Origin of the sequence: Polaribacter huanghezhanensis (assembly GCF_030444335.1) — a bacterium.
Lineage (GTDB): Bacteria > Bacteroidota > Bacteroidia > Flavobacteriales > Flavobacteriaceae > Polaribacter > Polaribacter huanghezhanensis.
The window spans coordinates 1,617,314-1,631,990 of sequence record NZ_CP128595.1 but is presented as its reverse complement, the minus strand read 5'-3'; the positions used below and the strand labels follow the sequence as shown (position 1 = coordinate 1,631,990).

15 protein-coding genes are annotated in these 14,677 nt (G+C 31.1%); 5 read left to right on the top strand and 10 right to left on the bottom strand.

The genetic code is table 11. From position 1 onward, the window contains the following. Positions 1-5: 5 nt before the first annotated feature. The 3 genes from KCTC32516_RS07740 to KCTC32516_RS07730 are packed head-to-tail and all read right to left on the bottom strand — an operon-like array spanning position 6 to position 2,938. Positions 6-1,439 (bottom strand): glycosyltransferase family 2 protein, encoded by a 1,434-nt coding sequence (locus tag KCTC32516_RS07740; protein ID WP_301399849.1) that lies wholly within the window; start codon positions 1,437-1,439, stop codon positions 6-8. A 2-nt stretch (positions 1,440-1,441) separates the two neighbouring features. Beyond that, positions 1,442-2,545, bottom strand: a complete 1,104-nt coding sequence (locus tag KCTC32516_RS07735) for a hypothetical protein (RefSeq protein WP_301399848.1) — start codon at positions 2,543-2,545, stop codon at positions 1,442-1,444. A 24-nt stretch (positions 2,546-2,569) separates the two neighbouring features. After that, a complete protein-coding gene (locus KCTC32516_RS07730; RefSeq protein ID WP_301399847.1) occupies positions 2,570-2,938 on the bottom strand; it encodes a response regulator in 369 nt (122 codons plus the stop codon). A 143-nt stretch (positions 2,939-3,081) separates the two neighbouring features. Here KCTC32516_RS07730 and KCTC32516_RS07725 point away from each other — a divergent pair, with 143 nt between their 5' ends. From KCTC32516_RS07725 to KCTC32516_RS07715, 3 genes are all read left to right on the top strand, one after another. Then, positions 3,082-3,414: an Hpt domain-containing protein gene (locus KCTC32516_RS07725; protein ID WP_301399846.1), complete on the top strand. Its 333-nt coding sequence runs from the start codon at positions 3,082-3,084 to the stop codon at positions 3,412-3,414. Between the two features lie 282 nt (positions 3,415-3,696). Continuing rightward, positions 3,697-5,382, top strand: a complete 1,686-nt coding sequence (locus KCTC32516_RS07720; protein ID WP_301399845.1) for a sensor histidine kinase — start codon at positions 3,697-3,699, stop codon at positions 5,380-5,382. Next, positions 5,379-5,789, top strand: a complete 411-nt coding sequence (locus KCTC32516_RS07715; RefSeq protein WP_301399844.1) for a response regulator — start codon at positions 5,379-5,381, stop codon at positions 5,787-5,789. The genes KCTC32516_RS07720 and KCTC32516_RS07715 overlap by 4 nt, the downstream gene beginning before the upstream one ends. A gap of 28 nt (positions 5,790-5,817) precedes the next feature. On the opposite strand, the gene KCTC32516_RS07710 is transcribed toward KCTC32516_RS07715, so the two are convergent. The 3 genes from KCTC32516_RS07710 to KCTC32516_RS07700 form a co-directional block, all read right to left on the bottom strand. Continuing rightward, positions 5,818-6,075: a DUF6952 family protein gene (locus tag KCTC32516_RS07710; protein ID WP_301399843.1), complete on the bottom strand. Its 258-nt coding sequence runs from the start codon at positions 6,073-6,075 to the stop codon at positions 5,818-5,820. A 94-nt stretch (positions 6,076-6,169) separates the two neighbouring features. Beyond that, entirely contained in the window at positions 6,170-6,478 is a 309-nt protein-coding gene (locus tag KCTC32516_RS07705; RefSeq protein WP_301399842.1) for a thioredoxin family protein, read from the bottom strand. A 70-nt stretch (positions 6,479-6,548) separates the two neighbouring features. Then, complete coding sequence (locus KCTC32516_RS07700) at positions 6,549-7,190, bottom strand: peroxiredoxin (RefSeq protein WP_301399841.1); 642 nt, start codon at positions 7,188-7,190, stop codon at positions 6,549-6,551. Between the two features lie 302 nt (positions 7,191-7,492). Between KCTC32516_RS07700 and katG the strand changes: the two genes are divergently transcribed. Continuing rightward, positions 7,493-9,664, top strand: coding sequence for a catalase/peroxidase HPI (gene katG, locus KCTC32516_RS07695; protein ID WP_301399840.1), 2,172 nt, complete (start codon positions 7,493-7,495; stop codon positions 9,662-9,664). Between the two features lie 72 nt (positions 9,665-9,736). Here the strand turns inward: katG and KCTC32516_RS07690 are convergent, their stop codons facing one another. From KCTC32516_RS07690 to KCTC32516_RS07675, 4 genes are read right to left on the bottom strand one after another with little or no spacing between them, the layout of a single operon-like run. After that, positions 9,737-10,900, bottom strand: coding sequence for a sigma-54-dependent transcriptional regulator (locus tag KCTC32516_RS07690; protein WP_301399839.1), 1,164 nt, complete (start codon positions 10,898-10,900; stop codon positions 9,737-9,739). Positions 10,901-10,907: 7 nt separating this feature from the next. Then, positions 10,908-11,732: a mechanosensitive ion channel family protein gene (locus KCTC32516_RS07685; protein WP_301399838.1), complete on the bottom strand. Its 825-nt coding sequence runs from the start codon at positions 11,730-11,732 to the stop codon at positions 10,908-10,910. A gap of 16 nt (positions 11,733-11,748) precedes the next feature. After that, positions 11,749-13,074, bottom strand: a complete 1,326-nt coding sequence (locus tag KCTC32516_RS07680) for an ABC transporter permease (protein ID WP_301399837.1) — start codon at positions 13,072-13,074, stop codon at positions 11,749-11,751. Positions 13,075-13,077: 3 nt separating this feature from the next. After that, positions 13,078-14,007: an ABC transporter ATP-binding protein gene (locus KCTC32516_RS07675; RefSeq protein ID WP_301399836.1), complete on the bottom strand. Its 930-nt coding sequence runs from the start codon at positions 14,005-14,007 to the stop codon at positions 13,078-13,080. Between the two features lie 198 nt (positions 14,008-14,205). Here KCTC32516_RS07675 and KCTC32516_RS07670 point away from each other — a divergent pair, with 198 nt between their 5' ends. Then, complete coding sequence (locus KCTC32516_RS07670) at positions 14,206-14,664, top strand: MarR family winged helix-turn-helix transcriptional regulator (protein WP_301399835.1); 459 nt, start codon at positions 14,206-14,208, stop codon at positions 14,662-14,664. The last annotated feature ends 13 nt before the right edge of the window (positions 14,665-14,677 follow it).

Genomic DNA, 14,677 nt, shown 5'->3' with positions numbered 1-14,677 from the left:
TTTTATTATTTTTTACTCAGTCCTTTTCTAGTCATTGCCCCCCATTTTATATTTTTATTAAAATAGTAATCAAAATTTCCTTTTATTGCTGCATACAATGAAAATGGATGTAACAATAGTGGTTCTAAAAATGCTGTAATAATAAGTTTTTTTCCAGTACCCTTCTTCTTGTATTGATGATATGTTAATTCTTCAGAAAAAATAGCAAATACTGTAAAAATAATAGACGATAAATAAGCTGCCAAGAAAAAACTTAACGCAAAATCCCATCGAATGTCTCTAAAAATTAACAACAAGATAAAATAAATAATTCCTAACACCTCAATAATAGGAGCCATTCGTTCAAAGAAGAACCAATATGGAAAACTTAGCATGCCTAATACACCGTATTTTCTATTGAATCCAATTACTTTATGTTCTTTAAGAGTTTCAATAGTACCACGAGTCCAGCGATTGCGTTGAGAAATAAATATTTTATAATTATCTGGTGCTTCTGTCCAACACAAAGGATCTGGAATGTATGCAACTTTGTACTTTTCTTTATTTTCTTCCATATGCCTTCTCATTCGAACCACAATTTCCATATCCTCACCAACAGTATTGACATCATAACCACCAACTTTTATTGCAATTTCTTTATCAAACATCCCAAAAGCTCCAGAAATCACCAACAATCCGTTTAAACGACTCCAAGCCATTCTCCCTAGTAAAAAGGCTCTAAAATATTCTAGAATCTGCATTCGTTCTATCATTTTATTAGGAAAATTTACCTCCATTAACTTTCCGTTTTCAATAACACAAGAATTGGCAATTCGGATAACTCCACCAGATGCAATTACTTTTCGATCAGTATATTCTAAAAAAGGTTTAATCATTTTTTGCAAAGAATCTTCTAGCAATAAACAATCTACATCAATACAAGCAACATAGTCATTATTACTAATATTAAGTCCCAAGTTTAACGCATCTGCTTTTCCTCCATTTTCTTTATCAACAACAATTAATTTTTCAAAAGCTGGGTTGGTCGATTTAAAAACACCTGCTCTAAGCTTCTGAGTTTTAATCCGCTCGTTTATCAAATAATCTACTTCTACTAGTTGATAGGTTTCTATTAATTTCTCTAAACTATCATCTTTACTACCATCGTTAACAATAATAACATCATAATTGACATAATGGGCAGAAAGTAGTGATCGTACATTTGCTACAATATTTAAACTTTCGTTATAAGCTGGCGCGATGATAGAGATAGAAGGAGCTATTTTTGAAGATAAGATATCTGAATAGTTTACAAAGCTGTTTTTTTTAAGGTACATAATCATTTCTTTGGTAGAAAAAATTGCCAATAAAATGTATGAAGAAATCACCAAAAAAGCATACAGTAAAAACAGGTACTGAAATACTTCTGAAACAATATAGATTATGTGATTTATATCCACCTTTAGTTATTCTCTATAAAATTAATAATTGTATGAATTTCCTCATCGTCTGTACGCTCTTTTAGGGATATAAATTTTGACGTATTCATTTTTTTTAGAATCCGTAAACCAATTACTTTAGCATTAAAACTAGCTGTTTCTATATGGTTAAAAATAAAATATTCATCTTCAACCTCACCCATGTTTTCTAAAAACTCAAACACTCTAAATTTTTCTTTTTCTGTTAATTCGAGATAAATTTTTAATAAAATTGGTTTTGCTTCTACCACATAAAAATAGTCTAATAATTCTATTACTTTACATCGAATTTCGCAGTTTTCGTGATTCAACAATTCTAGCAGTGTTTCTTTGGTTTCCATTCTGTTATAAATTTTTACGAGATTTAACGTAAACAAAACCACATAATCGTTTTCTGATAATAACCACCTTGTAAGGTCAGGAATTTCTTGTTCATCAAATTTCTGCAAAACACTAAAAAAGCCTATTTGATCCCATTCTGACAATGATGCCTTTAATTTACTCAAAAATTCTAAACCTTTAAAATTAAAAACATTTAAAAAATACAAATGAGCTTCTCTACGAACTTCTTCTTTAGAGTGATTAATAAGCTCACCTACTTCGTCGGCAACTTCCTCAATTTTAAAACGCCTTAAATCCCTTATCCCAATAGCTATTACATGCCATTTTTTATGGCGCAATTTTAATTTGGCGTATTTTATCAAACCCAATTCTCGATACAATCCCTTGAGTTCGTCAATCATTTCTCCAGAAATTTCATTCATCAGTTTAATCATTACTTTGATGAAAATTTTTCTTTTGTAATTACTAGAAAGACCTAACTGTATACTACTATTTATTTTTTTTTGAACATCACTAAATTGTTCTTTATCTTCCGAAGCATATAAGTAATTAACTAACAACTCTTCATACTCTTTTTGATATTTAAGTAATGATGTTTCGTGTTTCCGAAGACGTTTTCTCAACAATTTTAAATGTATGGTAAGCTCTACTAATATTAAAAAGGAAAAAACAGCCAATGTCCACATTAATTTGATAATTGGCGGAAGCTCTTTAAAAAAATTTATAAAATCTTGTATACTATTCATAGGTAACTAAGCACGAGTAAAAAATCACATCAATGCTCTTTTTACCCGAATTATTAATTCATTTGGACTTAATGGTTTTGCCATAAAATCATTAGCACCTAAATCAAAAGCTTTGATAACTATTTCTTCTTGTCCAGATGCAGAAAAAACAATAATTGGGGTTTTAAATTTTAACACATTTCTAACATGACTGATTACTTCTAATCCAGTAACATAAGCCATCATAATATCCGTTAAAATTAAATCAGGTTTATGAGCTTCTATTAGCTCAATAGCTTTCTTTCCGTCTTCAGCAAGATACAGCTTATAACCTTCTTTTTCTAACCGGAATTTTATCAGTAATAAAAACACAGAATTATCTTCGGCAATAACTATTTTTTTGACTTCATTCATTTTTTTATTTTAGAAAGATCTCTATGTTAATTTTTTTTAATTACTTTTATGCAAATATACAACTGCATGATAACCAAATATAGTAAAATTTGATCTCTCATAATAAAAACAAATTAAAAAAAAACCTCTTTACCAGTAAGGTAGTGGATTTAAGTTACTTAAATGAAAGCCTTTCAGGAGATTCGGAGATGTTAAGACAAATGATTCAACTTTTTCTAGATCAAAGCCCTAAAAAGATTGCCCTTCTTAAAAAGAATGTTATCAAAAAAGATTTTAATGCTATTAGAGAAACTTCTCATTTCTTAAAGTCAAGTTTTAGTATAATGGGTTTAGAATCTAAAAAAGAACTCAGCAAAATTGAACAGTTAAGTACACAGCAAGAAGATTACGATACAATTACAATACTTACCGAAAAAGTATTAAATAATTTTGATGAGAGTGCTGCAGAATATAAAAAAATAATGTCTAGCCTGTAACTCGTCATCTCATTTATGGATTCAAAAAAATACAATATACTTAAACTATCTATCATTAGTATAATTCTGCTTTTTAGCTGTTTAATTATGATTGAATGGGTTTTTCATGCCAATATATTATTTAATTTCAACTCAAAGAACGGAGCAACAACAAAATTTAACACTGCCTTTTTATTTTTTTTATCTGCTCTTAGTCTATATTTTTGTAAAAAAACAGATAAAAATAACCAATTCTTTTTTCGCTTATTTACTGTAATTATTTTGGCCATTGGTTTATTAACTATGTTGGAGTATATTTTTGATCTTAGTTTGGTTGATAATATTTTTATTACAGACACCATAACGGCTTCTCACCCCGGAAGAATGTCTTTAGCAACCGCTTCGGGGTTTACCTTTTTCGGTATTGGTTTAACTGGTTTAATGGCTAAAAACTCAAATTATCGAAAATTTGCTCAATATGCTGTCCTTTCTACAACAATAATTGCATTTATTTCTATTGTAACTTTTGTCCTACAAATTCCAACAGAGAGCAAGTCCTTTTTTTTTAAAACGATGTCTATTCAAACTTCTATTTCGTTTACTCTGATTACTTTTTTACTTGGTTACAAATTTCCCGATATTGGATTTACTAAAATGCTTTTAGGTAATTATTATGGAAGTGAGTCGTTAAGAAAACTAACTCCTTTTATTGTTTTTATCCCATTTATTTTGAGTTTTTTATTACTTCATTTTATAAGTAATGAGCAACTTGATGCTAAATTTGGAATTATACTATATACAATGGTTCTGATTTTTTTGAGCTTCTTCTACACGTATATTATCTCAGTAGGCTTAAACAAATCAGATATTCAGCGAAAAATTTTAGAAAATAGTTTAGTCGCTAAAAACCAAGAATTATCTCAATTTAAAGACGCTCTAGAAAAAATTGCTATTATAGCTATCACTGATAAAAATGCTATTATTAAATATGTGAATGATAGTTTTTGCACTATTTCACAATTTTCTAGAGAGGAAATTATCGGAAATACAGACAAAATTGTACGATCAAACCACCACCCTATCTCTTTTCATAAAAATATATTAGCAGTTGTATCTTCTGGATCTCCTTGGTTTGGGGAGGTTAAAAACAAAGCTAAAGATGGTTCTTTTTATTGGACCGATACAGCTATTGTTCCTTTTATGAACAAATTTGGAGAAGTTTATAAATATATGGCTATTAAATTAGACATCACCAAAAAAAAGGAGGCCGAAGAGCTATTATCTTCTAAATATGTAAAAAAATTAGAAGACAAAAATAAAGAGCTAGAACAATTTAGCTATATTGCTTCACACGATTTACAAGAACCTTTAAGAACCATTACCAGTTTTTCTAATATTCTCTATTCAGAGTACAACGACAAACTAGACGACCAAGCCAAACAAATTTTTACCTTTATCAAACAAGCGACAGACAGAATGAGTTCTTTGATTAAAAATTTGTTAGACTATTCGAGAATTGGACATAAAGAAAAGTTTACAGAAGTTAATTGCAATTTGTTGTTAGAAGATATTTCAACCGATTTAACTACTTTAATCACAAAAACAAATACTACTCTAAAATTTAAAAACCTTCCTATCGTTGAAGCGTATCCAACCGAATTTCGATTGCTTTTTCAAAATCTAATTAGCAATGCTATTAAATTCTCCAAAAAAGGAACTCCCCCAATTATTCAAATAAAAGCCACAAATAAAAAGCACGGTTGGGAATTTTCTGTTAAAGATAACGGAATTGGTATCGCCAAAGAATTTAAAAAAAAAATATTTACTATTTTTCAGCGACTTCATGTTAGAGAAGAATATGAAGGAGTCGGAATTGGACTTGCACATTGCCGAAAGGTTGTACATCTCCACGGTGGAGAGATATGGGTAAAATCGAAACCGAACGAAGGCAGCACCTTTTATTTTACAATATCAAACGAAAAAATATGAAAAAATTACATACCATTTTACTAATTGATGATGATCAAGCTACCAATTTTATTCACAAATTTGTTATAGAAAAAGTACAATGTGCTGAAAATATTATTTGTATGCAAAGTGGTCAAGAAGCATTGGATTACTTAACCTCTAAAATAAATGATAATTATCCACAACCTGATATTATTTTTTTAGACATCAATATGCCTGGAATGAATGGGTGGGAGTTTATAGAGAAATATAAAAAAATAGATACAAAACAAAAAGGTAAAAAAATAGTGGTGATGCTTACAACATCATCTGACCCCCTTGATAAAGAAAAAGCAAAAGCCATTGACCAAATAAATAAATTTATATCAAAACCATTAACTGCTGAAGCTATTAAAACGATTATAAAAGAAAATTTTTTAGAAAATTAAAATTTATTTTATAATAAATTTAGCTTAATTAAGTATCAATAGAGCCTAAAACACGTTTCATAAAAACATTTAATGCCTCTTTTTTTGGTATGCCTTCTTTTATCATTTTATCTACTTCTATAGCTCCGTACATATTAGAAATCAACTCTCCAATTACATCTAGTTCTTCATCTTTTAAAGACGGAACTTCTGTTAATGTTTCTAGGGTTTCTATCGTTTCGATAACATAATCTTGATCGTTCTCTTCGATAAAATTAGTTAAATGTTTTATTACAGGTAATTTCATTTTTTCTGTTTAAAAATTAAAAGATTAAATCATTAAAAGCTAATTTTTGGTCTTCTTTTTTAATCTTTTAATCCTTGAATCTTTTAATGTGTTTTTACACAACTTCGTTTACTAATTCTTTTAAAACATCAAACTTGTTTGTTTGCGTTTGATTGATAAATTTACCATCAACAAAAGTGGCAAATGTTGGTAAATTACTTACATCTGCTAACTTTCTGCTTTCAGGAAACTTTTCTGCATCAGCAATTACAAAAACCATATTTTCATTTTCTGAAGCCAACTTCTTAAATTTTGGTTTCATAATTCTACAGTTTCCACACCAAGTAGCCGCATACTGAACAACAACTGTTTTATTGTCTGCAACTATTTGTTCTAAATTATCTTGATCTAATTCTTGTACCATGTTAATTATGAATTTTAAAATTATGAATTACGAATTTTAAAACTCGTAATTCATAATTCGTAATTGATTTTTAGTGAGAAGCTAAATATACTGCTGTTCCTTTTGCATTTGCTTGCATTGCATCTTTTCCTTCTTCCCAGTTTGCTGGACAAACTTCTCCGTGAGATTGAACGTGTGCATACGCATCAATTAATCGCAAATATTCATTTACATTTCTACCAACTGGCATGTGATTAATTCCTTCATGAAAAACAGTTCCTTCTTCGTCAATTAAATAAGTAGCTCTGTACGTTACGTTATCTCCTTCAACTTGAATTGTTTGTGTCGCTTCATCAAAAATTTCGTTAGTGATGTCTAAGATCCCTAAAATCGACGATAAATTACGATTGCTGTCTGCTAAAATCGGATACGTAACTCCTTCAATTCCACCATTATCTTTTGCTGTACTTAGCCAAGCAAAATGTACTTCTGGAGTATCACAAGAAGCTCCAATTACAATGGTATTTCTCTTTTCGAACTCACCAATTGCTGCTTGAAAAGCGTGTAATTCTGTTGGACAAACAAATGTGAAATCTTTTGGATACCAAAACAATACAACTTTCTTTTTGTTGTTAACTGCTTCTTCTAATACATTAACTTTAAATGTATCTCCCATTTCGTTCATTGCATCTACACTTAAATCTGGAAATTTTTTACCAACTACTGTTGCCATATTGTAATTTTTATTTTAATTAATCTTTATTTTTTAATTGGCAAATATACACTTACAATACAGTTTGAAAAAACCTTGTCAAATTTTATTCTTTATCATACAATAAGATTTATTGATACCCTGTTTTACTTCACTAACAGTTGCTTTTTCATCAACCACCACTTAGTTTATTAAACATAAAAATATATATTTTAGATAAATGAACTATAGAACATACCTATTACTATATAAAAAATATAGATAAAAATTATCAAAAACATTTTTGTAAATTTGAAGTATATCAACTTTAAAATAATAAAAGCATGGAAAATAATCATAGTGGAGACATAAACAAGTGTCCTTTTATGCATGGAGGAAATACTACTGCAAAGGAATCTGTTATAGATTGGTGGCCTAATGCATTAAATTTAGACATCTTACATCAACACGACACAAAAACAAACCCATTAGGGGAAGATTTTAACTATAAAGAAGAATTAAAAAAACTAAATGTTGAAGCGCTTAAAAAAGACCTGCATAATTTAATGACAGATAGTCAAGATTGGTGGCCAGCAGATTGGGGACATTATGGAGGGCTAATGATTCGTATGGCATGGCATGCAGCAGGCTCTTATAGAATTTCTGATGGTCGTGGAGGTGCCGGAACTGGAAATCAACGTTTTGCACCACTTAATTCATGGCCAGATAACGTTAGTTTAGATAAAGCAAGACGCTTGCTATGGCCAATCAAGAAAAAATATGGAAACAAAGTAAGTTGGGCAGATTTAATAATCTTAGCAGGAACTATTGCTTATGAAAGTATGGGTTTAAAAACCTTTGGTTTTGCTTTTGGTAGAGAAGATATTTGGGGACCCGAAAAAGACACCTATTGGGGAGCAGAAAAAGAATGGTTAATGCCAAGTGATGAGCGTTATGAAAATGTTGATGACCCTTCAACAATGGAAAATCCTTTAGCAGCAGTACAAATGGGTTTAATTTACGTGAATCCAGAAGGTGTTAATGGAAAGTCTGACCCATTAAAAACAGCTTCTCAAGTGCGTGAAACTTTTAAACGCATGGCAATGAATGATGAAGAAACAGTTGCTTTAACTGCAGGAGGACATACAGTAGGAAAAACTCATGGTAATGGAGATGCTAGTATTTTAGGTCCAGTACCAGAAGCTGCTTCTCCAGAAGAACAAGGTTTAGGCTGGTCTAACCCAACGGGAACTGGTGTAGGGCGTGATACTGTGTCAAGCGGACTTGAAGGAGCGTGGACAACACACCCAACAAAATGGGACAATGGCTTTTTTGAAATGCTATTTAACCACGAATGGGAATTACGTAAGAGCCCTGCAGGAGCTACACAATGGGAACCTGTAACTATAAAAAAAGAAGATATGCCTGTTGATGTTGAAGACATGACTACTCGTCATAACCCAATGATGACAGATGCAGATATGGCAATGAAAGTTGATCCAATTTACAGAGAGATTTCTTTAAAATTTAAGAATGATTTTGATGGTTTTTCAGATGCTTTTGCACGTGCTTGGTTTAAGTTAACACATCGTGATTTAGGACCAAAAGAACGTTATTTTGGACCTGACTCCCCAAAAGAAGATTTAATTTGGCAAGATCCAATTCCGAAAGGAAAAAAGAATTATGATGTAAATGCTGTTAAAACTAAAATAGCTAATTCAGGTCTTTCTATATCAGAAATGGTTTCAACTGCTTGGGATAGCGCAAGAACATATAGAGGTTCCGATTTCAGAGGAGGAGCTAATGGTGGGCGTATTCGTTTAGCTCCACAAAAAGATTGGCAAGGAAATGAACCAGAAAAGTTGTCAAAAGTGTTGACTGTTTTAGAATCAATTGCTGCTGAATTTGGAATTAGTGTTGCTGACACCATCGTTTTAGCGGGGAATGTTGGTATTGAAAAAGCTATTAAAAATGCAGGCATGAATATAAGTGTGCCTTTTTTACCAGGGCGTGGAGATGCAACTGATGAAATTACAGATGCAGAATCATTCGATTATTTAGAGCCGTTGGCTGATGGTTATAGAAATTGGTTGAAAAAAGATTTTGTAGTAAGTCCAGAAGAAATCATGTTAGATCGCACTCAATTAATGGGATTAACAGCACCTGAAATGACTGTTTTAATTGGTGGAATGAGAGTACTGGGAACTAATTATGGAGACACTAAACATGGTGTCTTAACTGAAAATGAAGGGGCTTTAACCAATGATTTCTTTGTGAATTTAACTGACATGTCATATAATTGGAAACCAACAAGTAACGGTATTTACGAAATTTGTAATCGTAAAACAGGAGAGCCTAAATGGACTGCTACAAGAGTAGATTTAATTTTTGGTTCAAACTCAATTCTTAGAGGGTATGCTGAAGTTTATGCACAAGATGATAACAAAGAAAAATTTGTTAAAGACTTTATTGCTGTTTGGACCAAAGTGATGAATCTTGATCGCTATGATTTATAATCTTTTATAAAAATAAAAAAAGGGAATCAAAATATTTTGATTCCCTTTTTTTATTTTTAACTCAATTAATGATTATTTACTAGCAAATAAATTTACATCACTTTTTGTGACTTCTTTTTCTCCAAGGATGATTAAACGTTCTACTACGTTTCTTAATTCACGAATATTCCCTGTCCAATCATATTCTTGCAGTAATTGAATTGCTTCTTTAGAAAATGCCTTTTTTGCACCGCCTTGTTCTTCTGCAATTTTCTGAGAAAAGAAATCTACCAATAACGGAATGTCTTCTCTACGATCGTTTAATGCTGGAACCTGAATTAAAATTACTGCCAATCTGTGATATAAATCTTCTCTAAATCGACCTTCAGAAATCTCCTTTTTTAAATCTTTATTGGTTGCTGCAACAACACGTACATTTACTTTAATATCTTTATCAGAGCCTACTCTGGAGATTTTATTTTCTTGCAAAGCTCGCAATACTTTTGCTTGTGCAGACAAACTCATATCGCCAATTTCATCTAAGAAAATAGTTCCGCTATTTGCGGTTTCAAACTTTCCTGCTCGGTCTTTATTTGCTCCTGTAAAACTTCCTTTTACGTGACCAAACAATTCACTTTCTATCAATTCAGAAGGAATTGCAGCACAATTAACTTCTACCATTGTTGCTTTAGAACGATCCGATTTTTCGTGCAACCAATGTGCAACCAATTCTTTTCCTGTTCCGTTTGGCCCAGTAATTAAAACTCGTGCATCTGTTGGTGCAACTTTTTCTATAATCTCTTTAATATGAGAAATGGCATCGCTTTCTCCAACCATTTCGTAATTCTTGCTCACTTTTTTCTTTAAGCGTTTGTTTTCTACTACCAATTCTTTTCTGTCTAATGCATTACGAACGGTGTTTAACAAACGATTTAAATCTGGTGGTTTAGAAATATAATCAAAAGCTCCTAAACGCATTGTATTTACGGCAGTTTCTAAATCTCCGTGACCAGAAATCATAACAATAGGAATTTCTGGTTTAATTTTTTTTGCCTTTTCTAACACCTCAACACCATCCATTTTAGGCATTTTTATATCACAAAAAACCAAATCATAATCCGTATTCATAATCATTTCAATCCCTTGCAAACCATCTTCTGCTTCTTCTACATTATAAGTATCATTTTCTTCTGAAATAATCTTTTTTAATACTCTTCTAATTGCTGCTTCATCTTCAATGATTAAAATTTTCGGCATACTTTTTTTATTTATTTATAATGTGAATATCTCTTTGTGGAAAAGGAATTGCAACCTTGTTTTCTCTAAACAATCTATCAATTTCAAAACGAATTTCACTTTGTACATGACGCACTTCGAAGCTATTATTGATGGTAAACGCAACACGAAAATTGAGAGAGCTGTCTGCAAAATTGGTAAAAAGCACTGTTGGCTCTGGATAACTTAATACTGATTTGTGTTCTGATGCCACTTGCAATAATATCTTTTTTACGAGTGCAACATCACTTCCGTAAGCAACACCAATTTCTACTCCTTCTCTCGTTTCTTCTCCATTTGCCGTCCAATTATATAAGGTATTTGTTAAATACATATGATTTGGAATCACCATCACTTTATTATCAACAGTTACAGCTCTTGTCGTTCGCAAATTAATTTCTGTAACACGACCAACTTTTCCTTCTAACTCAATAATATCGCCAGCGTGTACTGATTGATCTATTAAAATAAAAATACCCGAAATGATGTCTTGAAACAAGGTTTGCAAAGCCAAACCAACTCCAATTAACAAGGCTGCTGATGCTGCAAATATTGCAGTTACATTAACTCCAGAGGTATGCATTGTTATTAAAAAAATAATAATATAGATCAACCATTTTAAGTAATTAAAGACGGATATAAATTTTACTTTATCGTTATCTGGCAGTTTTCTCGTGATAAATTTTCGCAATACTTTTAACAGAAATCCTGTAAATATTAAAGCCAGAATTAATATAATAATCGCCAAAACGTTTATCTGTATTTTTTCACCAAAAGAAAACGAATAATTTAAAAACTCTTTTATTTTTTCCATGTTTTAAAGATACATTTTATCCTTTATATTTTATCCATTTATACAAATCTTTATAGGTTGCTTTTTTACCATACATTAAAATTCCAACTCTATAAATCTTAGCTGCCATCCAAACCATAAATGCAAAAGTAAGCACTAATAGTGTCATTGAAATTGCAATTTCGTACCAAGGAACCCCAAACGGAACTCGCATTAACATTACAATTGGCGATGTAAATGGAATCATAGAAAAGATGGTAGAAATAGGTCCATGAGGATCATTAATTACGGTTGCAAAACCAATATAAACGCCTAACATTAACGGCAACATTATTGGCAACATAAATTGCTGTGTATCCGTTTCGTTATCAACCGCTGCACCAACAGCTGCAAATAAAGAACTGTATAAAAAGAACCCGCCCAAAAAGTAAAAAATAAACAATATAAAAATGGTTACTAATGGCAATCTAAAAAACTCTTGAATTGCTAATTGCATTTCTCCGTTTCCTGCAACGTCTTTCATTGCTGCTAGTTGTTCTGGTGATAATTTTGAAGCTTGCACTTCTGTCATACCAACTCCAAAAACAGATGATGAAACAAAACTTATTATCAACAAAATAATTCCCCAAATAAAGAATTGTAGCAATCCTGCTGAAGCATTTCCGATAATTTTACCCAACATTAACTGAAAAGGCTTTACAGACGACACAATTATTTCTATAATTCTACTTGTTTTTTCTTCGATCACACTTCGCATTACAGACGTTCCATAAATCATTACAAACATCATTAATAGATAGCCTGCAATTACACCAACGGCAATTTTTAACCCATTAATTAATTTGGATGATTCTTCTCCAGAAAAATTATACATTTTAATATCTGTTGCTATTCGTGATGCTTTTATTTTTTCTGAATCGATTCCTAATTGATCTAATTTAAGATGTCTTAACTTGGCTTCTACTTTGTTTTCTAAATCTCCAATCATCGACATGCTTGGCGAATCTTTTGAATAAAACTCGATAGCATTTGCCAAGGTTTCTAAACTGTCTTTTTTAGGAAGGTATAAAACGCCGTAGTAATTTCCTGCTTCAACTTTCGCTTTCGCTTCGTCAATTCCTAACGCTGTATAATCTAAATAGTGTACTGTTTTAGAATCTTTAAAATCTTCTTTAGCAAATAATTTATATTCATCTACATAAACAATCTCCTTTACTTTTTCGTCGTTCTTTTTACTTAAATAAAATACTAAAAATCCGATTCCGACCATTAATAACGGACTTAAAAAAGTCATCATTATAAATGATTTGTTTCTCACTTTTGCTAAGAATTCTCTTCTAATAATTAATTTTAACTTCTTCATAACTTAGCTATTTTTGTTTACTGCTTGAATAAAAATATCGTTTGCACTTGGCACCAATTCTAGAAAATGTTGCACTTCTCCATACTTTGTTAATAAAGATACTAATTGATTTGGAGATTCGTTTTTAGGAATTTTAACATTTGCTGTAAACCCTTCACTTAACATTCTAAAATCTGTTGGAGTAACTTCAAATTGTTGTTTTAAAATTGTTTCAATTTCTGAAGGATTAGCCGTTTTTAATCCAATCTGAAAAGTATTGCTTCTGTATTGACGTTTGATATCGTCTAGTTTTCCGTCAACAATTTTGTTCGATTTATCAATCAAAGCAATTTCATCACACATTTCTTCAACCGATTCCATTCTGTGTGTAGAAAAAATAATGGTTGCTCCTTCATCACGCAATTGTAAAATTTCTTTGGCAATTAATTGTGCGTTAATCGGGTCAAATCCAGAAAAAGGTTCATCAAAAATTAATAATTTTGGTTGATGCAAAACTGTTACAATAAATTGTACTTTTTGCGCCATTCCTTTTGATAGTTCTTCAATTTTTTTATCCCACCAAGCAGCAATATCAAATTTATCAAACCAATATTTCAATCGTTTTTTAGCTTCCGTTTTAGACAAACCTTTTAATTGTGCTAAATACAACGCTTGCTCACCAACTTTCATGCTTTTGTACAAACCGCGTTCTTCTGGTAAATAACCAATTTGTTCAATATGACTTGGCTGCAAAGGTTGCCCATCTAACAAAATAGTTCCGCTATCTGGCAATGTAATTTGATTGATAATTCTAATTAATGATGTTTTTCCAGCTCCATTTGGACCTAACAACCCAAAAACACTTCCTTTTGGAATGCTTAAAGAAATGTTATTTAAAGCCGTAAACTCTCCGTATTTCTTCGTTACATTATTTATTTCTAATAAGTTACTCATTGATTTGGTTTGATTGTTAAACGAATACTAGTAATTTTTGATAAGGAACAAAATTAAGTAATATTCTCTTACTCCATCGCATTAGTTTTTAATTGTTTGTTGATAAAATGAAGTATTACAATAAAAATTTACTATGCACGCATAATCTTTTTATTATTTACTATGCATGCATAACATTTTTTTTATACATTTGTAAACATGGATAAAACGTTTTCAATAGATCATCAATTAAGAGCAACTTGGCAAGCAGTTGCAAAACTGTATAACGAGCAAGCTGCAAAGCACGATAGCACAATGGCAACCGCTTTTGTGTTGTTAACTATTGATTACGAAAACGGAACGCCATCAACCGCTTTAGGCCCTTTAATGGGAATGGAACCAACAAGTTTGTCAAGAATTTTAAAGACAATGGAAGACAAAGGTGCTGTTTCTAGAGAAAGAAATCCTGATGACGGAAGAAGTGTACTTATTAAATTAACAGAATATGGAAAAGAGATGCGAAAAATATCTAAAGATTCTGTCATCCAATTTAATGAAGTTGTTAGAGAACAACTTACAGAAAAAGAAATTGACACCTTTTTTAAAGTAACTTCTACTATTAATAAATTAATTGCAGACAAACAGATTTATAAAGAAATCAATAAAAAAGCTGTATAAAAATAAACTACAA

Bases quoted from the DNA above. Each gene is read 5' to 3' on its own strand.
- KCTC32516_RS07690 (WP_301399839.1), bottom strand. From the start codon at position 10,900: ATGCCGAAAATTTTAATCATTGAAGATGAAGCAGCAATTAGAAGAGTA.
- KCTC32516_RS07715 (WP_301399844.1), top strand. From the start codon at position 5,379: ATGAAAAAATTACATACCATTTTACTAATTGATGATGATCAAGCTACC.
- KCTC32516_RS07685 (WP_301399838.1), bottom strand. From the start codon at position 11,732: ATGGAAAAAATAAAAGAGTTTTTAAATTATTCGTTTTCTTTTGGTGAA.
- KCTC32516_RS07710 (WP_301399843.1), bottom strand. From the start codon at position 6,075: ATGAAATTACCTGTAATAAAACATTTAACTAATTTTATCGAAGAGAAC.
- KCTC32516_RS07670 (WP_301399835.1), top strand. From the start codon at position 14,206: ATGGATAAAACGTTTTCAATAGATCATCAATTAAGAGCAACTTGGCAA.
- KCTC32516_RS07680 (WP_301399837.1), bottom strand. From the start codon at position 13,074: ATGAAGAAGTTAAAATTAATTATTAGAAGAGAATTCTTAGCAAAAGTG.
- KCTC32516_RS07705 (WP_301399842.1), bottom strand. From the start codon at position 6,478: ATGGTACAAGAATTAGATCAAGATAATTTAGAACAAATAGTTGCAGAC.
- KCTC32516_RS07675 (WP_301399836.1), bottom strand. From the start codon at position 14,007: ATGAGTAACTTATTAGAAATAAATAATGTAACGAAGAAATACGGAGAG.
- katG (WP_301399840.1), top strand. From the start codon at position 7,493: ATGGAAAATAATCATAGTGGAGACATAAACAAGTGTCCTTTTATGCAT.
- KCTC32516_RS07730 (WP_301399847.1), bottom strand. From the start codon at position 2,938: ATGAATGAAGTCAAAAAAATAGTTATTGCCGAAGATAATTCTGTGTTT.
- KCTC32516_RS07735 (WP_301399848.1), bottom strand. From the start codon at position 2,545: ATGAATAGTATACAAGATTTTATAAATTTTTTTAAAGAGCTTCCGCCA.
- KCTC32516_RS07720 (WP_301399845.1), top strand. From the start codon at position 3,697: ATGTTGGAGTATATTTTTGATCTTAGTTTGGTTGATAATATTTTTATT.
- KCTC32516_RS07700 (WP_301399841.1), bottom strand. From the start codon at position 7,190: ATGGCAACAGTAGTTGGTAAAAAATTTCCAGATTTAAGTGTAGATGCA.